Origin of the sequence: Azospirillum brasilense (assembly GCF_022023855.1) — a bacterium.
Taxonomy (GTDB): domain Bacteria; phylum Pseudomonadota; class Alphaproteobacteria; order Azospirillales; family Azospirillaceae; genus Azospirillum; species Azospirillum brasilense_F.
Map to the genome: position 1 here is coordinate 1,817,765 of NZ_CP059450.1, position 22,296 is coordinate 1,840,060.

20 protein-coding genes and 1 pseudogene are annotated in these 22,296 nt (G+C 68.2%); 8 read left to right on the plus strand and 13 right to left on the minus strand.

Features of this window, described 5'->3' with window-relative positions:
• Positions 1–2: 2 nt before the first annotated feature.
• The 5 genes from benB to H1Q64_RS21720 are packed head-to-tail and all read right to left on the minus strand — an operon-like array spanning position 3 to position 4,374.
• Entirely contained in the window at positions 3–512 is a 510-nt protein-coding gene (gene benB / locus H1Q64_RS21700) for a benzoate 1,2-dioxygenase small subunit (protein WP_237906494.1), read from the minus strand.
• Between the two features lie 29 nt (positions 513–541).
• Entirely contained in the window at positions 542–1,891 is a 1,350-nt protein-coding gene (gene benA, locus H1Q64_RS21705; protein ID WP_237905558.1) for a benzoate 1,2-dioxygenase large subunit, read from the minus strand.
• 53 nt (positions 1,892–1,944) lie between these two features.
• Positions 1,945–2,871: a catechol 1,2-dioxygenase gene (gene catA, locus H1Q64_RS21710; RefSeq protein ID WP_237905559.1), complete on the minus strand. Its 927-nt coding sequence runs from the start codon at positions 2,869–2,871 to the stop codon at positions 1,945–1,947.
• Between the two features lie 52 nt (positions 2,872–2,923).
• The gene (gene catC / locus H1Q64_RS21715; protein WP_222071271.1) at positions 2,924–3,214 is read right to left on the minus strand and encodes a muconolactone Delta-isomerase; all 291 of its coding nucleotides are present in this window, start codon (positions 3,212–3,214) and stop codon (positions 2,924–2,926) included.
• Between the two features lie 17 nt (positions 3,215–3,231).
• Entirely contained in the window at positions 3,232–4,374 is a 1,143-nt protein-coding gene (locus H1Q64_RS21720) for a muconate cycloisomerase family protein (protein WP_237905560.1), read from the minus strand.
• Between the two features lie 174 nt (positions 4,375–4,548).
• Between H1Q64_RS21720 and H1Q64_RS21725 the strand changes: the two genes are divergently transcribed.
• Positions 4,549–5,463, plus strand: a complete 915-nt coding sequence (locus tag H1Q64_RS21725) for a LysR family transcriptional regulator (RefSeq protein WP_237905561.1) — start codon at positions 4,549–4,551, stop codon at positions 5,461–5,463.
• Between the two features lie 162 nt (positions 5,464–5,625).
• On the opposite strand, the pseudogene H1Q64_RS21730 reads toward H1Q64_RS21725, so the two are convergent.
• Positions 5,626–6,144, minus strand: a pseudogene (locus H1Q64_RS21730) (IS6 family transposase); the annotation flags it as partial.
• Here H1Q64_RS21730 and H1Q64_RS21735 point away from each other — a divergent pair.
• Complete coding sequence (locus H1Q64_RS21735; protein ID WP_237906526.1) at positions 6,100–6,309, plus strand: hypothetical protein; 210 nt, start codon at positions 6,100–6,102, stop codon at positions 6,307–6,309. The pseudogene H1Q64_RS21730 and the gene H1Q64_RS21735 sit on opposite strands and share 45 nt — an antisense overlap.
• A 210-nt stretch (positions 6,310–6,519) precedes the next feature.
• Here H1Q64_RS21735 and gyrB read toward each other — a convergent pair whose 3' ends face one another.
• The 4 genes from gyrB to H1Q64_RS21755 form a co-directional block, all read right to left on the minus strand.
• Complete coding sequence (gene gyrB / locus H1Q64_RS21740; protein ID WP_237905562.1) at positions 6,520–9,003, minus strand: DNA topoisomerase (ATP-hydrolyzing) subunit B; 2,484 nt, start codon at positions 9,001–9,003, stop codon at positions 6,520–6,522.
• 89 nt (positions 9,004–9,092) lie between these two features.
• Complete coding sequence (gene recF, locus H1Q64_RS21745) at positions 9,093–10,259, minus strand: DNA replication/repair protein RecF (protein ID WP_237906495.1); 1,167 nt, start codon at positions 10,257–10,259, stop codon at positions 9,093–9,095.
• Between the two features lie 140 nt (positions 10,260–10,399).
• Positions 10,400–11,530 carry a DNA polymerase III subunit beta gene (gene dnaN, locus H1Q64_RS21750; RefSeq protein ID WP_237905563.1) on the minus strand — a complete coding sequence of 377 codons (1,131 nt, stop codon included), beginning with the start codon at positions 11,528–11,530 and terminating at the stop codon, positions 10,400–10,402.
• Positions 11,531–11,792: 262 nt separating this feature from the next.
• Positions 11,793–12,674: an SDR family oxidoreductase gene (locus H1Q64_RS21755; RefSeq protein WP_237905564.1), complete on the minus strand. Its 882-nt coding sequence runs from the start codon at positions 12,672–12,674 to the stop codon at positions 11,793–11,795.
• 52 nt (positions 12,675–12,726) lie between these two features.
• Here H1Q64_RS21755 and H1Q64_RS21760 point away from each other — a divergent pair, with 52 nt between their 5' ends.
• Genes H1Q64_RS21760 through H1Q64_RS21775 form a run of 4 tightly spaced genes read left to right on the plus strand, consistent with a single transcriptional unit; the run spans position 12,727 to position 16,128 of the window.
• Positions 12,727–13,140, plus strand: a complete 414-nt coding sequence (locus H1Q64_RS21760) for a hypothetical protein (RefSeq protein WP_237905565.1) — start codon at positions 12,727–12,729, stop codon at positions 13,138–13,140.
• Positions 13,128–13,982: a FeoA family protein gene (locus H1Q64_RS21765; protein ID WP_237905566.1), complete on the plus strand. Its 855-nt coding sequence runs from the start codon at positions 13,128–13,130 to the stop codon at positions 13,980–13,982. Before H1Q64_RS21760 ends, H1Q64_RS21765 begins: the two co-directional genes overlap by 13 nt.
• A gap of 53 nt (positions 13,983–14,035) precedes the next feature.
• Positions 14,036–15,925 (plus strand): ferrous iron transporter B, encoded by a 1,890-nt coding sequence (feoB, locus tag H1Q64_RS21770; RefSeq protein ID WP_237905567.1) that lies wholly within the window; start codon positions 14,036–14,038, stop codon positions 15,923–15,925.
• Between the two features lie 20 nt (positions 15,926–15,945).
• On the plus strand, positions 15,946–16,128 hold the full coding sequence (locus H1Q64_RS21775) for a hypothetical protein (protein ID WP_237905568.1): 183 nt from the start codon (positions 15,946–15,948) through the stop codon (positions 16,126–16,128).
• Between the two features lie 10 nt (positions 16,129–16,138).
• Here the strand turns inward: H1Q64_RS21775 and H1Q64_RS21780 are convergent, their stop codons facing one another.
• Positions 16,139–17,776, minus strand: a complete 1,638-nt coding sequence (locus H1Q64_RS21780; RefSeq protein ID WP_237906496.1) for a GGDEF domain-containing protein — start codon at positions 17,774–17,776, stop codon at positions 16,139–16,141.
• Between the two features lie 424 nt (positions 17,777–18,200).
• Between H1Q64_RS21780 and H1Q64_RS21785 the strand changes: the two genes are divergently transcribed.
• Positions 18,201–19,025: an alpha/beta fold hydrolase gene (locus H1Q64_RS21785; protein ID WP_237905569.1), complete on the plus strand. Its 825-nt coding sequence runs from the start codon at positions 18,201–18,203 to the stop codon at positions 19,023–19,025.
• Positions 19,026–19,036: 11 nt separating this feature from the next.
• Here the strand turns inward: H1Q64_RS21785 and H1Q64_RS21790 are convergent, their stop codons facing one another.
• Both H1Q64_RS21790 and H1Q64_RS21795 read right to left on the minus strand, forming a co-directional pair.
• Complete coding sequence (locus H1Q64_RS21790; protein WP_237905570.1) at positions 19,037–19,693, minus strand: response regulator transcription factor; 657 nt, start codon at positions 19,691–19,693, stop codon at positions 19,037–19,039.
• A complete protein-coding gene (locus H1Q64_RS21795; protein WP_237905571.1) occupies positions 19,690–21,318 on the minus strand; it encodes a sensor histidine kinase in 1,629 nt (542 codons plus the stop codon). Before H1Q64_RS21795 ends, H1Q64_RS21790 begins: the two co-directional genes overlap by 4 nt.
• 250 nt (positions 21,319–21,568) lie before the next feature.
• Between H1Q64_RS21795 and H1Q64_RS21800 the strand changes: the two genes are divergently transcribed.
• The gene (locus tag H1Q64_RS21800) at positions 21,569–22,240 is read left to right on the plus strand and encodes a hydrolase (RefSeq protein ID WP_014197758.1); all 672 of its coding nucleotides are present in this window, start codon (positions 21,569–21,571) and stop codon (positions 22,238–22,240) included.
• The last annotated feature ends 56 nt before the right edge of the window (positions 22,241–22,296 follow it).

Sequence of the window (22,296 nt, forward strand, 5' to 3'; positions counted from 1 at the left end):
GATCAGACGTGATAGATGTCGATGACGTGATGGATGTAGTCGTTCTTAAGGATGACTTTCTTGTTCTTGACCAACGGCGCCTTTCCCGAAACATCGAGCGTGTAGAACGAGGTGCCGAAGTAGATATCCGTGGTCTTGTAGCGGTGGTTCAGCGTGAACCAATTGAAGCGCAGCTTGACCGTGCCGCCCTGCCGCTCCAGAACCTCGACGTTGCTGATGTTGTGCGAGGTGCGCGGCTCGGGCAGGCTGGTGGCGCTCGACCGCTCGGTCTTGATGCGGAACACCCGGTCCTCCAGGCCGCCGCGGCTGGCGTAGTAGATCAGCGAGATTTCGCGGTGAGGGTCGGCCACCAGGGTGCCGTCGTCGTCCCAGGCCGGCATCCAGAACTCGGCGTCCGGCGCGTAGAGGGTCAGCCACTCGTCCCATTGCTTGTCGTCGAGCAGACGCGCCTCGCGGTAGAGGAAGGCCAGAAGGGTCTCATAGGAGACGGTCGCGGGGGCAACGCTGGTCATCTCGGAAACAGTCATGGCGCAATCCTCCTTCAGGACATCTTGTCCGCGTTGGCCGCCAGGGCCTTGCGCATCGTGTCCTGCCAATGCTGGTGCTGCACGACGAACAGCCCCTCGTCCTCGGTCTTGACGCCGCTCATCAGCGGCTTGAGGCCGATCGTTTCCGCATTGGCGTCGGCACCCATGACCCAGTGGGCGGCACCGCGGGTCATGTCGTTCCACGCCGCCGCGCTGCCCATGTAGCCGATCTGGCAGGACCGGAACTCCTCCAGGTCGTCCGGCGTCGCCATACCGCTGGCGTTGAAGAAGTCCTCATACTGGCGGATGCGCCGGGCGCGCGCCGCAGCACTCTCGTTCTTCGGCGCGATGCAGTAGATCGTCACCTCGGTCTTATCGACGCTGATCGGCCGGTAAGTGCGGATCTGCGAACCGAACTGGTCCATCAGGTACACATTGGGGTAGAGGCACAGGTTGCGCGAGATGCCGATCATCCAGTCCGCCCGCGCCGCGCCATGCTGCGCGACCAACTCGGCGCGGCGCTCGTAAAGCGGACGGTCCTCCGGATTCGACCAGCGGCTCCACAGCAGCAGGTGGCCGTTCTCGAAGGAGTAGAAGCCGCCGCCCTGCTTGGCCCAACCGCCCGCGTCCATGGCACGCGTCGTGTCGGGGATGGCGGCGGTCTTGCGACGGCCGGTCGTCGCGGCGTAGTTCCAGTGGACCGCGCTGACGTGATAGCCATCGGCGCCGTTTTCGGTCTGGAGCTTCCAGTTGCCGTCGTAGACGTAGGTGGAGGAACCGCGCAGCACCTCCAGCCCGTCCGGCGACTGGTCGACGATCAGATCGATGATCTTCGCCGCCTCGCCCAGGTGTTCGACCAGCGGCGGGACGTCCGGGTTGAGGCTGCCGAACAGGAAGCCTCGGTAGGATTCGAAGCGCGGAACCTTCTTCAGGTCGTGCGAGCCGTCCTTGTTGAAGGACTCCGGATATCCTGCACCCTCCGGGTCCTTCACCTTCAGCAGCTTGCCGGAGTTGTTGAAGGTCCAGCCGTGGAAGGGGCAGGTGTAAGTCGCCTTGTTGGCCCGCTTGTGCCGGCACAGCATGGCGCCGCGATGGCTGCAGGCGTTGATGAAGGCGTTCAGATCTCCGCTCTTGTTGCGCGCGATGAAGATCGGCTGCCGACCCATGTGGGTCGTGAAATAGTCGTTCTTGTTCGGGATCTGGCTTTCGTGGGCCAGATAAATCCAGTTGCCCTCGAAGATGTGCTTCATCTCCAGTTCGAACAGCTCGGGATCGGTGAAGATGTCGCGCTTGCAGCGGTACAGGCCGCGCTCCTTGTCCTCGACGACCGCACCCTCGATCCGTTCCATCAGGTCGATGGCCATGGCGTAACCTCCTCTTGCGTTCCGGCTCTTGCGTTCCGGGTGTGCGGATTGGCTCAGGCCACTTCGGCCTCGGCTGCGGCGCGGGGGCGCTCGATCAGGCCGCTGGGCAGACCTTCGACGGCATGGGGAAGCGTGAAGTCGAAGGCGATCGCGGCGAACGGCCGGTCCACGCCCTTCTCGCGCAGCAAAGCCTTGTCGGCATGCCGCACCACGTCGGGGACGAGGCCGTCACGGGTGGCGAAGGCGAAGTCGTCGTCGACGTACGGATCGTCCTGGATGTTGATCTGCGTGGTGAGCGTCCGGAACCCGGGCGCCGATACGAAGAAGTGGATGTGCGCCGGGCGCCGGCCATGACGGCCGAGCAGGGTCAGCAGTCGCTGCGTCGGGCCGTCCGGCGGACAGCCGTAGCCCGAGGGCATGATGCTGCGGAAGAGGTAGCACCCGTCGGCATCGGTCACGATGGTGCGGCGCAGGTTGAACGGGCTCTGCGACGTGTCGAAGAACGAGTAGTTGCCGTAGGAGTCGGCGTGCCAGACTTCGACCTGGGCTCCGGCGATGGGGTTGCCCTTCGTGTCGGTGACCCGGCCGTTCATGAACAGGGGCTCACCGTTGTCGGTGCCGTCGTCCAGGCGCGCTTCGCCCTGGCAGACCGGGGCGCCGGCGACGTAGAGCGGCCCTTCGATGGTGCGCGGCGTGCCGCCTTCCATGCCGGCGGCCTGCTCCTTCTCATCGAGCCGCAGGTCCAGGAAGTGGTCGAAACCGAGGCCCGGCGCCAGCAGCGCGGATTCGTTGGCCTTGCCGAGTTCGGACAGGTAGTTGACCGCCGACCAGAACTCCTCGGGCGTGACGTCGAAGTCCTCGATCACGTTGAACAGGTCGAGCACGATGCGGTCCACGATGGCCTTGACGCGCTCGTTCGCGGGGCCGCTTTGCGTGGCGGCGATGCGACCGGCGACGTTCTTGATCTGTGCCTTGTTCATGGGTTTCCTCCCTAGCGTGTGTGGTTGTGCGTTCGGGTGCCCGGCAGCGGGGCTACCGGTCGTCTTCGTGGATGGAGGAGGGATGGCGGCAAAGGGCCGTGACCTTGATCGCCATGTACGGAAAGAGCGGCAGCGAGGTGAGAAGTTCGTGCAGTTCGTCGGTGCTGCGCACGTCGAAGATGCTGGTGTTGGCGTAGCGCCCGGCGACCCGCCAGAGGTGGCGCCAGATGCCGTCGCGCTGAAGCTGCTGCGCGCGCTCGCGCTCGATCCGCTTCAGCTCCTGAGCGACGTCCGGCGCCATATCCGGCGGCAGTCGGACATCCATTTCGACTTGAAAGAGCATGGGTTGCCTCTTTGGAATTAAGCGCTGTAAGTCCGCGTCACGACGCGGTCCCGGCGGAAGAAGGCGACGCGGTCCTCATCCAATTCGATGCCGAGGCCGGGCTTGTGCGGCACCTTCAGCGCGAAGTCGCCGTAGGACAGCGGCTCGACGAGAATCTCCTCGGTCAGCAGGAGGGGGCCGAAAAGTTCGGTGCCCCAGGCGAGCCGGGGGAAGGTCGCGAAAAGGTGGGCCGACGCGATGGTGCCGATGCCCGCCTCCAGCATGGTGCCGCCGTAGAGCCCGACGCCGGCAGCGTCGGCGATGGCGGCGACGCGGCCGGCAGCGCGGGGGCCGCCCGACGGCGCGATCTTGACCGCGAACACCTCCGCGGCGCCACGGCAGGCGATGTCGAACGCATCCTCAGGCCCGTGCAGGGTCTCGTCGGCCATGATCGGGACGGTGGACCGCATCGCGAGCCGCGTCAGCCCGGCGCGATTGCTGCGCGCGATGGGCTGCTCGACCAGATCGACCCCGGCATCCTCCAGCATCGCGAGCCCACGGCTCGCGCTGGCCTCGTCCCAGGCCTGGTTGACATCGACGCGCACGCTCGCCCGGTCGCCGAGCGCCTTCTTGATCGCAGCCACATGGGCCACGTCGGCGACGATGGCGCGCTTGCCGATCTTCAGCTTGAAGATGTTGTGCCGGCGGGAGCTGAGCATCTGCTCCGCCTCGCCGATGTCCTTGCCGGTGTCACCGCTGGCGAGCGTCCAGGCGACCGGCAGTTCGTCGCGGAGGCGCCCGCCCAGCAGTTCGGAAACCGGCAGCCCGACGCGCTTGCCCATGGCATCGAGAAGCGCCGTCTCGACCGCCGACTTGGCGAAGTGGTTGCCGACCACGAACCGGTCGATGGCCGCCATCGCCGAGGCTACCTGAAGGGCGTCGCAGGTCCGCAGGAGGGGTGCGATGTAGGTATCGATCGCCAGCTTGATGCCTTCCGGGCTCTCGTCACCGTAGCTCAAGCCCCCGATCGTGGTGCCCTCGCCGATGCCGACGACTCCGTCGGAACAGCGGATGCGAACGACCACAATGGTCTGGCGATGCATCGTCGCCATCGAGAGAACATGCGGCCGGATGGTAGGGAGATCGACCAGAAAAGTCTCGATCTCTTCGATCTGTGCCATGAACTCATTGCTCCAGTAGCGGAATGTTTCTGCACTGACTGTTGGGTAACGAATACGGCTTGCTTAACGGGAAGTAAAAGACCATGTTTGTCTGAGTCCATACCCACCGGGTATGGACGGGCGGGGGCCCGAGAAAGGTCAAGGGATCGCCGCGTCAGCAGCCGGAGGTGCCCCTTGGAACTCCGCCACCTGCGTTACTTCGTGGCCGTGGCGAGCGAGCAGAGCTTCACGCGCGCGGCTGAGAAGCTGCACATCGCGCAGCCGCCGCTCAGCCGCCAGATTCAGCAGCTCGAAGAAGAGTTCGGGCTTGTGCTGATCGACCGGGACAGCCGGCCGCTGCGTCTCACCGATGCCGGGCGCCTCATGCACGAACAGGCGGTCCAGGTGCTGGAGCGCGTCGACGAGATCCGGGCGATGGCCAAGCGCCTGCGTGCGGCCGGGCGTGACCGGTTCGCCATCGGCTTCGTCACTTCGACGCTCTACGGCGGCTTGCCCGAGGTGATCCGCCGCTACCGGGCCGCACGGCCGGAGGTCGAGCTGACACTGCTCGAAATGACCACCATCGAGCAGGTGGCGGCGCTGAAGGAGGGGCGCATCGATGTCGGCTTCGGTCGCATCGCCCTGGACGACCCCACGGTGGACCAACGGCTCCTGAGGAACGAGGCGCTGGTGGTGGCATTGCCGACCGGCCATCCCCTCGCTACCCACGAGGATCCGCTGTGCCTGGACGACCTTGCCGGAGAAGGGCTGGTCGTCTTCCCAAAGGCTCCGCGACCGAGCTTCGCCGACATGGTGCTGTCACTCTATCGTGAACGCGGGCTGCGGCCGGGCGCCGTGCACGAAGTGCGCGAGCTGCAAACCGCGCTGGGGCTCGTTGTGGCCGGTGAAGGGATCTCCTTGGTGCCGGCGTCCGCGCAGCGGCTGCGGCGCGATGACATTGTCTACAGGCCGCTTCACGGGGACAAAGCGGTCGCGCCGGTGATCATGAGCCACCGGGCACAGGACGGCTCGCCGGAAATCGGTGTTCTGCTGGATCTCATCTACGATATGTACCAGGCGTATGGCATCCCGCATGAGCCGCGGCGCTGACCGGACGGTTCCGTTATGTGTATCTTTGGTTCTTTGATTGCGGGTACGGGAGGCAAGCCCTCAAGGAAGGGATTATCGGCAACGGTGTTGATGAGGTGACCGGCTCTGTTGCAAAGTTTGTCGGCAATCGCGAAATGATGGTTACGGGCATCACCGCCGACGCTATGCGTCCTGAAGCTCGAACTGCTGGCTGATGAACTGCACGGCCTCGACGAGCACACCGGGTCCAAGATTGAAGGCGCGTTCGACGAGGCGCGCCTCGCCCCTCATGTCGCGGGTGATGTTGAAGCTGGACGCTTGGCCTTTGCGGAGCGCCCGCATCACCTCAAAACCCTTGATCGTTGCGTAGGCTGTCTTCAGGGTCTCGAAGCCCCGCACCGGGCGGATCAACTGCTTCAGCTTGCCATGGTCGGCCTCGACCACGTTGTTCAGATATTTGACCTGCCGGTGCACGGTCTCCTCGGGACATTTGCCCTCGGCCTTCGGTTCCGCCAAGGCCGGCCCATAAGTTGGCGCCTTGTCGGTGTTGATGACCGTCGGCATCTCCCACTCCTTCAAGCGGTTCAACGCCTTGGACAGGAAGCGCTTAGGGGCGGTGCTTCGCGTGGGAGAGAGGTAGAAGTCGATGGTGTTGCCATGCTTGTCGACGGCTCGGTACAGGAAGGCCCACTTGCCGCCCACCACATCATCTCACTCAGCGACTTGGAACGTGGCCGTTCCAATCCATCGCTTGCCATGGGGGTCGATTTGGCGCGTGCATTGGTGACGCATCCGTCCGTCATGCTGGCCGGCTTGGTCATTGAGGAGGACGCCGAGCTGCCGCGGCGGAAGCGTCCCAAGGATTGAGAGAGCGAGTCCGGACGACAACTCAGCGCTTGGTAAGGGGGGTCGTAAAGAGGGCGGGCCCGGTGGGGTCCGCCCTTAATCTGCATCTGTCCTGTCGAGCTCCAGCTGCGGTCAAACTCAGCTTTTCTCAATCATTGAGTTAGACTTCTCAATCATAGAGTTCGGTTTCTCAATCTTTGCGTTGACGACCAGCGATCCTTCAAGAGCCGTTTACACGTCCAGGTTGGCGACCTTCAGGGCGTTCTCCTGGATGAACTCGCGGCGCGGCTCCACAATGTCGCCCATCAGGGTGGAGAAGACCTCCTCCGCCTGATCGGCGTGGTTGACCTTCACCTGCAACAGCGAGCGCTTGGTCGGGTCCAAAGTGGTTTCCCAGAGCTGGTCGGGGTTCATCTCGCCCAAGCCCTTGTAGCGCTGGATCGTCACGCCGCGGCGGCCCAACTCCATTACCGTGTCGAACAGGGCGACGGGGCCGGTCAGGCTGCGGCTCTCCTTCTGCTTCTCGAAGGCGCGGCCCGGCTCGGCGTAGACGCGCTTCAGGTCCGCCGCGATGGCGTCCAGCTTGCGGGCCTCGGCGCTCTTCAGCAGGTCGGCGTCCAGATGGTGGCGGTGGGTCACGCCGCGGCGCGTCCGCACCAGCGCGTAACCGCCCTGGAGCAGGCTCTCGCCGCGCCAGCCGCCTTCCACGTCCAGCGCGTTCAGCCGGGCGGCGACCGTCTCGGCCGCCTGCTGCGCCTGGGCGGTGTCCTGCGACAGCGCGACCGACAGGGCGCCGCTCACCGCCGCCGATTCCACCACCGACAGGTTGCCGGCCTTGCGGGCCAGCGTCTCGATGTGCAGGCGGGCGCCGCGGGCCTGTTCGACCATCTCGCGCAGCGGCTCGCCGTTCAGCAGGGAGCCGTCGGCGGGGCGCACGGACAGGTCGCCCAGTGCCGCTTCGATCAGATACTCTTCCAGCGCCCGGTCGTCCTTCAGGTACCGCTCCTTCGCGTTGCCGCGCTTGATGCGGTAGAGCGGCGGCTGGGCGATGTAGAGGTAGCCGCGCTCGATCAGCTCCGGCATCTGCCGGAAGAAGAAGGTCAGCAGGAGCGTGCGGATGTGGCTGCCGTCCACGTCCGCGTCTGTCATGATGATGATCTTGTGATAGCGCGTCTTGTCCGGGTTGAACTCGTCGCGCCCGATGCCGGTGCCCAGCGCCGCGATCAGCGTGCCGATCTCCGCCGAGGACAGCATCTTGTCGAAGCGCGCCCGCTCCACGTTCAGGATCTTGCCGCGCAGCGGCAGGATGGCCTGGAACTGGCGCGACCGGCCCTGCTTGGCCGAACCGCCCGCCGAATCGCCCTCCACGATGAAGAGTTCGGACAGCGCCGGGTCGCGCTCCTGGCAGTCGGCCAGCTTGCCGGGCAGGGAGGCGATGTCGAGCGCACCCTTGCGCCGGGTCAGCTCGCGCGCCTTGCGGGCGGCCTCACGGGCGGCGGCGGCCTCGACCACCTTCTGGACGACGCGCTTGGCGTCCGCCGGATGCTCCTCGAAATACTGGGCGAGGCATTCGCCCACCACCGCCTCGACCACCGGACGGACTTCGGAGGAGACCAGCTTGTCCTTGGTCTGGCTGGAGAATTTCGGGTCGGGGACCTTCACCGACAGCACGCAGGTCAGCCCCTCGCGCGCGTCGTCGCCGGAGAGGTTGACCTTCTCCTTCTTCGCGATGCCCGACTCGTTGGCGTAGTTGTTGATCGCCCGCGTCAGCGCCGCGCGGAAGCCGGCGAGGTGGGTGCCACCGTCCTTCTGCGGGATGTTGTTGGTGAAGCAGAGCGTCGTCTCGTGGTAGCTGTCGTTCCATTGGAGCGAGCATTCCACGGTGACCACGCCGCCATGCTCGGTCGGGCGCTCCGCCTTGATCGAGATCGCCGGCTTGTGCAGCGGCACCTTGGAACGGTCGAGCCAGTTCACGAAGGCTTCCAGCCCGCCTTCGTAATGCAGGTCCTGGACCCGCGGCTCCACACCGCGGGCATCGGTCAGCACCAGCCGCACGCCGGAGTTCAGGAAGGCCAACTCGCGCAGCCGGTGTTCCAGAGTCGCGAAGTCGAATTCGGTGTTGGTGAAGGTATCCTTGGACGGCAGGAAGGTGACCTCGGTGCCGGAGAGCGGTTTCTGCCCGCCGTTGCCGTCGTCGACCATCGGGGCCGGGCCGACGTCGGCCAGACGGGCATCGGCAACGCCGTGGCGGAAAAGCATGAACCATTCGCGGCCGTTGCGCCAGATGCGCAACTCCAGCGTCTCCGACAGGGCGTTCACCACCGACACGCCCACGCCGTGCAGCCCGCCCGACACCTTGTAGGAGTTCTGGTTGAACTTGCCGCCGGCGTGGAGCTGGGTCATCACGACCTCCGCCGCCGACACGCCCTCTTCGGAGTGGATGTCCGTGGGGATGCCGCGGCCGTTGTCGCGCACCGTGACCGACCCGTCGGCGTTGAGCTGCACCACGACCGCGTCGCAGTAGCCGGCCAGCGCCTCGTCGATCGCGTTGTCCACGACCTCGTAGACCATGTGGTGCAGTCCGGAGCCGTCATCGGTGTCGCCGATGTACATGCCCGGACGCTTGCGCACGGCGTCCAGCCCGCGCAAGACGGTGATCGATTCCGCGCCGTAATCCTGCTGCGGGAGGTCGTTCTTCAGTGCTTCCTGTGCCATGGTTCGACTATAGCAGACTGCGTTGGGTTTCGGCGGAATACCGTACTTCGGTCGGTGATTTTCTGGGCTTTTGAGCCCTTTTTCAGGAGCTAGGCCGGGGTCACGGTCGCATCCTCGATGTGAAAGCGTTTGGCCGCACCGCCCAGCGGCCCGAAGACCGAATCGTCGGTGCCGGTCATCCAGGCCTGGGCGCCCAACGCCAGGATCTCGTCGAACAGCGCCTCGCGCCGCTGCGGGTCCAGATGGGCGGCCACCTCGTCCAGCAGCAGCAGCGGGGCGGCCCCGCGCTCCGCCGCCAGAAGGCGGGCGTTGGCCAGCATGATGGCGATCAGCAGCGCCTTCTGTTCTCCGGTGGAGCAGAGCGCCGCCGGCATGTCCTTCTGGGCGTGGCGCACCGCGAGATCGCTCTTGTGCGGCCCCAGCGTGGCCCCGCCACTGTCCGAATCGGCTCGCCGGCTGTCACGCAAGGAACGGCGCAGCGCGTCCTCGGCGGCCAGCGCCGGACCGTCGTCGAGCCAGCGTTCCACCGCGCCCTGCACCGTCAGGTCGGCGCCGGGGAAGGGGCCGACGGCCCGCCCACAGGCGGCGCGCAGCCGCTGCACCACGTCGCGGCGGGCGGCGGCCACGGCGACTCCGGTGGTCGCCATCTGGTCCTCCAGCCCGCTCAGCCAGCCCTCGTCACCGTTCCAGCCGCGATGCCCCTCGCGCAGCAGGCGGGCGCGCTCGCGCAGGGCGTGCTCGTAGCGGCTGAGCCGCCCGGCGTGGGCGGGGTCGAAGCCGAAGACGAGGCGGTCGAGGAAACGGCGACGCCCGCTGGAGCCCTCCAGGAACAGCCGGTCCATCTGCGGGGTCAGCCAGACGACGGCGACATGCTCGGCCAGCACGGTCTGGCCCTTGGCGGGGTGGCCGTCGACCCGGACGACGCGGCGGTCGCGCTCGGCTCCGGACGCCGCCTGGGGGCCGATCTCGCGGCCGGTGCCGATCTCCACCGGGCCGGTGGGAGTGTCCAGAACGGCGGCGACCGCCCAGCCGGTGCCTGCGCCGGAGCCGATCCGCTCCACCTCCGCCAGCTTGGCGCCGCGCAGGCCGCGTCCGGGGGCGAGGAAGCTGACCGCTTCGAGCAGGTTGGTCTTGCCGGCGCCGTTCGGCCCGGTCAGCACCACCGGGCGGTGGTCGGGCTCCAGGCGCGCGCTGTCATAGCCGCGGAAGCGGGTCAGGGTCAGGCGCGTCACCGCCAAAGCGGCCGGAGTGTCCATCACGGGGACGGGATAGGGCGAAGTCTGTCTGGCGTCGAGCAAAGCGTCCGATCCGGGATGCGGGGACCGGGCCGCCGCACCCCGTCAAACACGGGGTCCGGAGCGCACCGGCCCGAAAAGCGCCGATCCGTCCGGACCGGTCACACACGCATCGGCATCAACACGTAAAGGGCCGTGGGGTCGGCGACGTCGCGCACGATGGTCGGCGACGCGGCGTCGGCCAGCGAGAAGCGTGCGCCCTCACCCTCGATCTGCTGCGTGATATCAAGCAGATAGCGAGAGTTGAAGCCGATTTCCAGGGGGCCTTCCTGGTAATTGACCTCCAGCTCCTCGGTGGCGCTGCCGGCCTCGGGGCTGGTGGCCGACAGGGTCAGCGTGCCGCGGGTCAGCGACAGCTTCACCGCCCGGCTCTTCTCGGTGGAGATGGTGGCGACACGGTCCACAGCGGCGGCGAACAGCTTGGCGTCCACCTCCATCGTCTTGTCGTTGCCGACCGGGATCACCCGCTCGTAGTCCGGGAAGGTGCCGTCGATCAGCTTGGAGGTCACCACCACCGAATCGAAGGCGAAGCGGATCTTGTTGTCCGACAGCGACAGCTCGATGCGGTCGGCGGCCTCGTCGATCAGCTTGCGGATCTCGTTCACGGTCTTGCGCGGAACGATGACGCCGGGAATGCCGGCGGCCCCCTCCGGCAGCGGCATCTCGACCCGCGCCAGACGGTGGCCGTCGGTCGCCACGGCGCGCAGCACCGGCAGCTCGGACCCGCCGGCCTTGGCCTTGGCGGCGTGCAGGTAGATGCCGTTGAGGTAGTAGCGCGTCTCTTCGGTGGAGATGGCGAAGCGGGTGCGGTCGACCAGCGCCCGCAGGTCGCCCGCCGTCAGGTCGAAGCGGTTCGGCAGGTCGCCGCCGGAGAGCTGCGGGAAATCGTCGACCGGCAGACAGGACAGCTTGAACTGCGACCGGCCGGCGCGCAGCGTCAGGATCGTGCCGTCGCCGCCGATATCCAGCTCCACCTGGCTGCCGTCGGGCAGCTTGCGCACGATGTCGTACAGCGTGTGGGCCGGGGCGGTGGTGCCGCCCGCGCGGGTCACCGTGGCCGGGACCGTCTCGACGATCTCCAGGTCCATGTCGGTGGCGGCCAGCGACAGTTCGCCGTCGCTCGCCCGCAGCAGCACGTTGGACAGAATGGGGATGGTGTTCCTGCGCTCCACCACGCTCTGCACATGACCAAGGGACCGGAGAAGGGCGGCGCGTTCGATGATGATGTTCATGCTGGTCGTCGTCTCGGCAGGTCGTGTTTTTTGCGATTCGCAGGCGTACCCATGCCGGTCCGGCCACAATCCAGCGGGCCGGAACGGGCGCGCATGATACCACAACGTCGGTTTTGCCGAACCAAATTCGTTCGGCGCGGTCGGACGGTCGCCGGAAACGCCGATTCCGGCCCATCCGGAGGCCCGTGACGCCCCCGCGGGGTGCTGCCGTAGGGGGAATGCGGCCGGGGCGGGAGGACGCGCGATTCGCGCCGCCGCGACTCTACCGCCCGCTCTCCGCGGCGAATTGCGCGTCCAGCCCGGCGCGGTAGTCCGGGTAGGTCAGCGTCACGCCGAGCTGGCGCTTGATGCGGTCGTTCTTCACCCGGCGGCAGTCGGCGTAGAAGCTGGCGGCCATCGGCGACAGCCCGGCCTGCTCGAAGGGCACCAGCGGCGGCGGCTCGACCCCCAGCAGGCCGCAGGCGTAGCTCACCACCTCGTGGGAGGGGGAGGGCAGGTCGTCGGCGACGTTGTAGACCGCGCCCAGTGTAGGCTTGTCCATCGAGGCGCGCAGCGTCGCCGCGATGTCCTCCACATGGATGCGGCTGAACACCTGTCCGGGCTTGTCCACCCGCCGGGCGGTGCCGTCGCGCACGTTGTCCAGCGCGCTGCGCCCCGGTCCGTAGATGCCGGCCAGCCGGAAGAGATGCATCGGCACGCCGTACTGACGGTAGAGGTTCAGCCAGCCGCGCTCCGCCTCGACGCGGCGCTTCTGCCGCTCGCCGGTCGGGCGCAGCCACGCCGCCTCGCCCACCCATTCGCCCTTGGTGTCGCCGTAGACCCCGGTGGTGGAGAGGTAGCCGGCCCAGTCGAGTGTCCGCAGGTCCGCCAGATCCATGGCGTGCTGGTCGAGCACCGGGTCGCCCCGCTCGTCGGGCGGCACGCTGACCAGCAGATGGGTGGTGCCGGCCAGGGCGGCGCGGGCGTCCTCCAGCGGGCGGCCCCGGTCGAACAGGAACGCCTCGATGCCCTGCGCCTCCAGGGCGGCGCGCTTGTCCTCGCCGCGGCAGGTGGCGGCGATCCGCCAGCCCTCGGCCTTCAGCCGGTCGGCGAACACGCGGGCGGTGAAGCCCAGGCCGAAGACGAACAGACGGGGTGAAGCCATGTCTTGCGGGGTCCTTGCGTCGGAAGCGGCAATGACGGAGTGTAGGGCCGCCATGAACCGACGCAACGCTTACCTCATCACGGCCGCGCTGGCGCTCTTCTCCGCCGTCCCGGCCTTGGCCGCTCCCGCCGTCGATCACAACCGGGAATTCCAGGCCTGCCTGACGCTTGCCGAAAAGCGTCCGGCCGAAGCGCTGGAGAGCGCTCAGACCTGGCTGAACCGCGGCGGCGGTGACCATGCCCGGCTGTGCCAGGCGCTGGCGCTGTTCCACAAGGGCGACTTCACCACCGCCGGGGCGCGGCTGGAGGAGCTGGCCCCGGTGCTGGGCAAGGACGACCCGAAGGCCGGGGCCTCGATCCTCGGGCGGGCGGGCTGGGCGTGGCTGCGCGCCGGTGACAATGTGCGGGCGGAGCGCGGGCCTACAGCCGCGCCCTGGCGCTCCAGCCGGACGACGTGGATCTGCTGATCGACCGCGCCATCGCGCGGGCCGAGACGGAGCGCTTTTGGGACGCCGTGACCGACCTGGACGCGGCGCTGGCGAAGGACCCGCGGCGGCCCGAGGCCTATCTCTACCGCGCCGCCGCCCACAAGGCGCTGGCCAACGACCGGCAGGCCGTCGCCGACATCGACCGCGCGCTGGAGCTGCGCCCCGGCGACCCCGACGCCCTGTTGCTGCGCGCCAACATCAAGGCGCAGGCCGGCAATCTGCCCGGGCGCGCGGGAGGATTGGAGCCAGATCGTCCGCAACGCGCCGAACAGCGGGGCGGCGAAGACGGCGCAGGCCAACCTCGACCGCTCCGCAAGGGCGCCGGCTCCCGCCGCCAAGGGCGACGCGAAGGGGGCGGTCCCCGCAAAGCCCTAATCGCGATGTGGTCGATACGCTCATTTTACAAGGCTCCTGCGACATTTAGCCGGCTGGACGGATGCGAACGCTTCGCAGGATCATTCGCGGCGAAGAGGGGCGGACAGGAACGCGCCCCCCACCTCCCGGTGCGATCAGGTGCAGCCATGAGCGGTCATCCCACCCCCGAAACGGGCCAGTCGCCCGGCGGACGGCATTTGGGCGAGTTGAAGAAGGGCGAGCATGCCCGTGTGACCGGCGTCGATGAGCGGGGGGTCGTCACCACCCTTCCCGAAGGGGAGCTGGAACGGCGCATGATCGAGATGGGGCTGGTCGAGGGCTCCCACGTCGAGGTCCTGCACGAAGCCTTTCCGGGCCGTGACCCCATCGCCATCCGCGTGAACGAGCACACGCTGGCGCTCCGCCGTGCCGAGGCGCGCGCCGTGCTGGTGGCGCCCGCCGCCTGACGCGCGGCGTCATCTCCTTCCTTCAAAGCGACTCCCTGCAAGGACATCCGGCCATGTCGGTCCTGGACTCCGCCCTGCCGCCGCGCATCGCGCTGGTCGGCAACCCGAACTGTGGCAAGACCGCCCTGTTCAACGCGCTCACCGGTTCCCGCCAGAAGGTGGCGAACTATCCCGGCGTCACGGTGGAACGGAAGATCGGGCATTTCGTCAGCCCGCTCGGCCGCCGCGTGCAGGTGATCGACCTGCCGGGTACCTACAGCCTGCGCGCCCGCTCCCCCGACGAGGAGGTGACCCGCGACGTCGTGCTCGGCCGCTTCTCGCACGAGGACAGCCCCGACCTGCTGGTCTGCGTCGCCGACGCCACCAACCTGCGCCTGAACCTGCGGCTGGTGGTGGAGCTGAAACGGCTGGGCCGCCCGATCATCCTGGCGCTGAACATGATGGACGCGGCGGAGAAGCGCGGTTGCCGCATCGACGCGGCGGCGCTGTCCGCAGCGCTCGGCGTGCCGGTGGTGCCGACCGTCGCCATCCGCCGCGGCGGCGTCCAGCCGCTGCTGGAGCAGATCGACGGCGCCATGGCCATGGCGGCCGATGCGGCGGAGAACCCTGCCCCCTGCGGCTGGAGCGAGCCCTCCTCGCGCGACCTGCGGGCCTATCATCAGGAGGTCGAAAGGCTGCTGGCCGGCTGCGTGGCCGACGCCGGCCTGCCGCCGCTGGCAACCCGGCGGGTGGACGCCGTGCTGCTGCACCCGGTGTTCGGGCTGGCCTTCCTGTTCCTCGTGCTGTTCCTGATGTTCCAGGCGGTGTTCGCCTGGGCCGAGGCGCCGATGAACCTGATCGACGGCGCGGTCAGCGGGCTGAAGGACTGGGTGGCCGCCACCCTGCCGGACGGCGCGCTGCGCAGCCTGCTGACCGACGGGATCATCGCCGGGGTGGGCAGCGTGGTCATCTTCCTGCCGCAGATCCTCGTGCTGTTCTTCTTCATCCTGGTGCTGGAGGCGACCGGCTATCTCGCCCGCGCCGCCTTCCTGCTGGACCGGTTGATGGGCGGGGTGGGGCTGCACGGGCGCGCCTTCATTCCGCTGCTGTCCAGCTTCGCCTGCGCGGTGCCCGGCGTCATGGCGGCGCGCACCATCGAGAACCGCGCCGACCGGCTGGCGACCATCATGATCGCCCCGCTGATGACCTGCTCGGCCCGGCTGCCGGTCTACACGCTGCTGATCGCGGCCTTCGTGCCGGACCGTCCGCTGTTGGGCGGGCTGGTCGGGCTGCCGGGGCTGGTGATGTTCGCGCTCTACGCCGCCGGCATCCTGTCGGCGCTGGCCGTCGCCTTCGTTCTGAAGGGAACGGTGTTCAAGGGGGCCCGCGAGCCGCTGCTGATGGAGCTTCCAGCCTACCGCCTGCCCAACCCGCGCGACATCGCGCTGGGGCTGTTCGAGCGGGCCAAGGTCTTCCTGGCGCGGGCCGGCACGACGATCTTCGCGCTGATGATCGTCATGTGGTTCCTGGCGAGCTTCCCCGGCGCGCCGGAGGGGGCGACCGAGCCGGCCATCCAGTATTCCATCGCCGGCATGATCGGCCACGCGCTGGAACCGCTGCTGGCGCCCATCGGCTTCACCTGGCAGATCGCCGTGGCGCTGGTGCCGGGCATCGCGGCGCGCGAGGTGGCGGTCGGCGTGCTGGGCACGATCTACGCGCTGAGCGAGAGCGGCGACGCGCTGCAATCCTCGCTGGCCGGGGCGCTGGCCGCCTCCTGGAGCCTGCCGACCGCCCTGTCGCTGCTCGCCTGGTACGTCTTCGCCCCGCAATGCGTCGCCACCCTGTCGGTGGTGAAGCGGGAGACCAACGGCTGGTTCTGGCCGGCGGTGATGTTCGCCTACATGATCACGCTGGCCTACGGGGCGAGCTTCATCACCTACCGCCTCGCGTCTGCGCTGCTGTGAAGGAAGGGGAGGGCACGGCCATGTGGCAGGATTTGCTGGTCGCGGTGGTGGTGGCGCTGGCCGCGGCGTGGACGCTGTGGCGGGTGATCCTGCCGGCCGGGCTGCGCGCCCGCCTGCTGGGCAGGGCCGCGCCGAAGGGGTCTGGCTGTGGCGGCAGGTGCACGGGCTGCGGCCCGGCCGGTGGCGGTTCAAGCTGCCACTGAGCCGGCACTCCTACAGGGCCGGGACGCGGGCGGCGCCCCTCTTGACCGCGTACATCGCCTGATCGGCGTGGACGATGAGTTGCTGGGCATCCCGCCCGTCCTGCGGGTAGACGGCGACGCCGATCGACAGGGCGAGCGGCAGCCGCAGCCCGTCGATCAGGATGGGCTCCTTCAGCGCCGTCCGGCACTTGTCGGCGACGGTTTCCGCCCCGGCGGGGGTCACCTCCACCTCCAGGATGATGGCGAATTCGTCGCCGCCGATGCGGGCGATCAGGTCGGACTTGCGCAGCAGGCCGGACAGGCGGCGCGCCACCACCCGCAGCACCTCGTCGCCCCGGCTGTGGCCGTGGGTGTCGTTGATCGGCTTGAAGCCATCGAGGTCGATGTAGAGCAGGGCGAACAGGGTGCCGCCGCGCTCCGCCCGGTCGATGGCCTGTTGCAGCCGGTCGTGGAACATGGTGCGGTTCGGCAGTTCGGTCAGCGCGTCGTGGTGGGCCATGTGGGCCATGCGCGCCTCGCTCGCCCGCAGGGCGGCCTCCTGCTCCCGCAGCTTGCCCAGCAGATAGTTGAAGCCCTGCGCCAGTTCCCCGACCTCGTCCATGCGGTGGACCGGCAGGGGCGACAGCTCGACATGCCCGTCGGCCATCTGGTGCATCCGCCGCGCAGCCTCGGTCAGCGGGCGGAAGAAGCGGCGCATGCCGAAGAACAGCACGGTCACGGCGAAGGCGGCGATCATCAGGCTGTTGGTGGCGATGAAGGTCTGCAGGTCGCGCACCCCTTCGAACGCCTCCGCCGTGGGCAGGCGGGCGACCAGGAACCAACCCGCCGTCGGCACCGCCGCGATGGCCGACAGCTCTTCCACCCCCGTCGCGTTGACGGTGATGCCGGTGCCGCGGTAACCGGCCATGGCCCGGTCGTGCAGCGGATTCACCCCCTCCGGCGGGGTCGCGGTCAGGATCATCCCGTGGTCGCTGGCCGACACGAACAGCCTGTCGCGGGGGGAAACCAGCAGGAAGCCGCCGCTGCGCCCGATGCGGTTTCCCTGGACCAGATTGAGAAAGCCGGGCGACGACAGGGCGGTGGCGCCGGCCAGGACCGCGACCGGTGTTCCGGCGGCGTCGGTGACCGCCATCGCCATGACCACCATCGGCTCTCCGTCGATGGCGGAGCGGGCGGGCCGCCCTATCACCGGTTCGCGTGACGCCAGCGCCGCCTGGAACCAGTCGCGATCCGAAACGTCGAAATTGGGCGGGCGGTGCCGTTCCGGATAATCGGCGAAGACTCCATGGCCGTCCGGCTGGACGATCATCAGACCGCGCGAGAACAGTGGCGCGATCTCGTGATGCGTCTTCAGCCAGTCGCGCAGGGCCGTGGGATCGTCGAGGGCCGTCAACGGCAGGCTTCCGGCGGCGCGGCGCAGGAGGTCGAGCCGGGCCTTGATCTTCTCGTCGATGTCGTGGGCAACGTAGGAGGCGGTCGATTGCTGTTGGGACGAGGTCAGGTTGTTGATCTTGTCCTCCAAGAAGGAGGACAGGACCCAGATGCGCGCGCAGGCGCCGACAAAGACCAGAACTAGTCCAAACAGCATAAGACGTACGATGACGCTGCGGCTCTGCCGGCGCAGTTCATCAACCACCGCGACGAGCATTCGCAAGCTTTGCTCCTCCAAGAAACCGTCCGCTCATTTCCCAGATGGATAGGCTTCCTGCCCACCGCTGCCCGAAGATAAACGATGCCGGTCCCATCCGGAAGACGCAAAGGGAGCTAAATCCCCGACAAAAGCACCGGAACTGATTGAAAAAACGAAATATTTCCACCGGTGGGCGAACAGTGGCGCCGCCGGTTCGCGCGCTTTATCGTTCTCGGCTCCCGCCCGTGATTCAGCGGCTCCGCTCTCCACCGGCTTGCCATACATACGGGCAGGCCACCGATACCTCCGTATAGTTTCCAGGCCGGACCACCTTCGGCACTGTTGTGACGCCGACGAGGTTCCGCGCTGCCCATGGAAAGGCCGGTGTCCGCCTTCCCCTCGCGCCGCGGATCTTTCGCGCGCCCGAAAAATGGAGGGGGTTTTGAGCACGATCTCGACCAAGGACGGCACCCGCATCTTCTACAAGGACTGGGGCAGCGGGCAGCCGGTGGTCTTCTCGCACGGATGGCCGCTCAGCGCCGACGCCTGGGACGGGCAGATGCTGTTCTTCGGCCAGCAGGGCTACCGGGTCATCGCCCACGACCGGCGCAGCCACGGCCGGTCCGACCAGACCTGGACCGGCAACCACATGGACCAGTACGCCGACGATCTGGCCGAACTGCTCGACGCGCTGGACGTGCGCGACGCGGTGATGATCGGCCATTCGACCGGCGGCGGCGAGGTCGCCCGTTACATCGGACGCCACGGCACCGGACGGGTCGCCAAGGCCGTGCTGGTCGGGGCGGTGCCGCCGATCATGCTGAAAACCGCCGCCAACCCCGGCGGCCTGCCGATGAAGGTCTTCGACGGCATCCGCAAGGGCACCTACGACGACCGGTCGCAGTTCTTCCTCGATCTGACCATGCCCTTCTACGGCTTCAACCGCGACGGGGCGAAGGTGTCGGAGGGGCTGCGGCAATCCTTCTGGCTGCAGGGCATGATGGCCGGGATCAAGGGCGCTTACGACTGCATCCAGCAATTCTCGGAAACCGACTTCACCGAGGATCTGAGGAAGATGGCGGTGCCGACGCTGTTGATCCATGGCGACGACGACCAGATCGTGCCCATCGACGCGGCGGCCCGCCGCGCCGTGGAGATCGCGCCGCAGGCGACGCTGACGGTCTACGAAGGGGCGCCGCACGGCTTGACGGCCACCCATCAGGACCGCTTCAACGCCGACGTGCTGGCTTTCATCAAAGGATCGTAAGCAGGAACCGGTCAGGACTCGCCGTTGGGGGTCACCTTGTCGGCGATGCGCACCAGATCGGGCAAGGACCGCGCCTGCATCTTGCGCATCACGCTGGCGCGGTGGACCTTCACGGTGATCTCGCTGAGCTGCAGCTCGGCGGCGATTTGCTTGTTGAGCTGCCCGGCGGCGACGAGCTGCATCACCTCCCGCTCGCGCGGGGTCAGGCTGCGGAATCGTTCCTGAAGATCGGACAGGGCGTCGACGGCGCGTCGACGGTCGCGGTCGCGCTCGATGCCGGTGTGGACGGCGTCGATCAGATCCTGGTCGCGGAAGGGCTTGGCCAGGAACTCGACGGCGCCGGCCTTCATCGCCGTCACCGACATGGGAATGTCGCCATGGCCGGTGATGAAGACGACCGGCAGATGGATGCCCGCCCCGGTCAGCTCGCGCTGGAACTCCAGCCCGCTCTGGCCGGGCAGCCGCACGTCCAGCACCAGGCAGCCCGGTGCGTCGGGCCAGCGGTACTGCAGGAAGTCCTGCGCCGAGGCGAAGGGCAGGGCGGTCAGCCCGACCGAGCGCAGCAGGCTGACCAGCGAGTCCCGGATTGACGGATCGTCGTCGATGATGGCGACGAAGGGCGTTTCCATGGTTGCGGGGGACCGGTCGGAAACAGTGCGGTCGGTCATCGCGTCCGCTCCAGGGCGGCGCCCGCCGCTGGCCGCTCCGGCTCGTCGTCGGCGGGCAGGGTGAAGCGGAAGACGGCGCCGTGGGGCTGGTTGGCGGCCACCCACAGCCGGCCGCCATGGGCCTCCACGATCGACTGGCAGATGGTCAGCCCCATGCCGATTCCATGCTCCTTGGTGGTGAAGAAGGGTTCGAACAGCCGCTCCTCCTGGGTCGCCTGCAACCCGGTGCCGGTGTCCTCCACCGACACCAGCACGTCCGCGAGGCCGCGGCGGCGCGAGCGGATGCTCAGCACGCGCGGGCGGTCGGCGACGGCGCCCATCGCGTCGTCGGCGTTGGCGATCAGGTTCAGCAGCACCTGCTCAAGCTGCACCGGGCTGCCGTTGACCGGCGGAAGGCTCTGCTGAAGGTCGGTGCGCACGGCGATCCGGTTCAGGCGGCGCTCGCCCTCCGTGCGGTCCAGCGCGCTCCGGATCACGCCGTTGATGTCCAGCCGGCTGCGCTGGGGCGGCGCCTTGCGGAAGGAATCGCGGATGCAGGCGATCACCCGCGCGGCGCGGTGGCCGTCGTCGGAGATCCGCCTCAGCGCCGCCCGCACCTCCACCAGATTGGGCGACGGGCGGTCCAGCCAGCGCAGTCCGGCGCCCGCGTTGGTGACCATGCTCGCCAGCGGCTGGTTGACCTCGTGCGCGATGGAGGCGGAGAGCGCCTCCAGGCTGGCCAGACGCGCGTCGCGCACCCGCCGTTCCGCCGCCACCGAGCGGACCAGCCGCCCGTAGAGCGTCGTCATTTCCGCCAGCAGGATCAGCAGGACGACGCTTGAGGCGGCCAGCCCGAACAGCCGCCCCGACCACCAGCCGGCGCTGAAGCGCCCGCCGCTGATGAAGCTCAGCAGGCAGGTCTCGATGGCCCAGGCGGCCAGGACGACCATCAGCCAGAGGTCGAGGACGGAGCGCCGCTGCCGCCACAGGACGGCCAGTGCGGCGGCGCAGAGCGCCAGCGCCGTCACCGGCACGACCCGCCACAGCGGCGTTTCCCGCATGGTGTCGACCATCAGACGGGGAAGGACGGCGTCGTTGCCCAACGCGAAGGCAGTCAGGCCCCCGGCCAGCGCCGCCGCCAGCGCCACGCCGCCCGCGATGGCGGACAGGGCCGGGCGGTGCGCCTCGCGCGGGCCGGCCTCCACGGACTTCAGCAGCGCGTAGGCCAGGATGAACAGCGGCAGGCCGACGCGGCGCCCGGCGGCCACGATGGCCGTGCTCTGCAGACCGGCGCCGAGCAGCCCGGTCGGCGCGAAGACTCCGGGGAAGGTCAGCGCCCAGGGAACGATCAGCAAGGCCGTGACCAGATAGCCGGCGGCCAGCGCCAGCAGGGCCGGCGTTCGCTGCGTGGCGTAGAGCGCGAACAGCAGGACGGCGGTCATCAGCTCGGTCAGCAGGACGGCCGTGGCGTAGGCGGGCAGCAGGACCGCCGTTCCGTCCAGCGTCAGGCGGGCGAAAGGCGCCGCGATCGCCAGCGCGGCCAGAAGCCCCGCCACCGTGACGATGGCCAGCCGGGTCTGCCCCGCCCCCGGGGGCAGGGTCGCCAGAAGAAACCGCTGGTCTCCGGGGACATCCCTCGTGCGCATCACCGTCGTTCGCTTGGCCGTCGGGTCACGTCTTCCCTCAACCCTGTCCCTTTGTCCTGTCCCTTTACCCTGACCGGCACCGGCGGCGAGCGGCGCCTTGGCCTGATATACCAAGGTATAGGACCCGCAAACGCAAGTTCAATGTCGCCGTCCTCCGTCCCTGACCGATGCTTCGACACACCGCCGGGCCACAGACATCGTCAGAGGCAACGCCATTGGCACCGGCGCCAAAAACAACGGGGATAGAGACATGACCATCACCGCCACCGCGACTCCCGGCAAACTGCTCGTATCGCCGAAGGACCACGCGCTGATCATGATCGATCATCAGTCGCAGATGGCCTTCGCGACCCATTCGATCGACGCCACGACGCTGCGCACCAACACCGCACTGGTCGCCCACGCCGCCGCCGGCTTCGGCGTCTCGACCATCCTGACCACGGTCGCGGAAAAGAGCTTCTCCGGCCCGATCTTCTCCGAGATCACCGAGGCCTTCCCGGGGGCGGAGGTCACCGACCGCACCTCCATGAACACCTGGGAGGACGCGAACGTCATCAAGCGGGTCAACGGCCTGGGCAAGACCCGGCTGGTCTTCTGCGGCCTGTGGACCTCGGTCTGCATCGTCGGCCCGACCCTGTCGGCGCTGGACCAGGGCTTCGAGGTTTACGTCATCGCCGACGCCTGCGGCGACGTCTCGGTCGAGGCGCACCAGCGCGCCATGGACCGCATGGTCCAGGCCGGCGTCCGCCCGATGACCTCGCTCCAGTACATGCTGGAACTGCAGCGCGACTGGGCGCGCACCGAGACCTACGAGATGACCACCGGCATCGCCAAGAAGTACGGCGGCGCCTATGGCCTGGGCATCATCTACGCCAAGACGATGTTCGGCGCGTCGGAAGGCGGCCACAGCGCCGCCGCCTGATCGCGGCGCCGAGCCCCGGCACTTGCTTTGCGGCGCCCGATGCCCCGCGCCGCGGC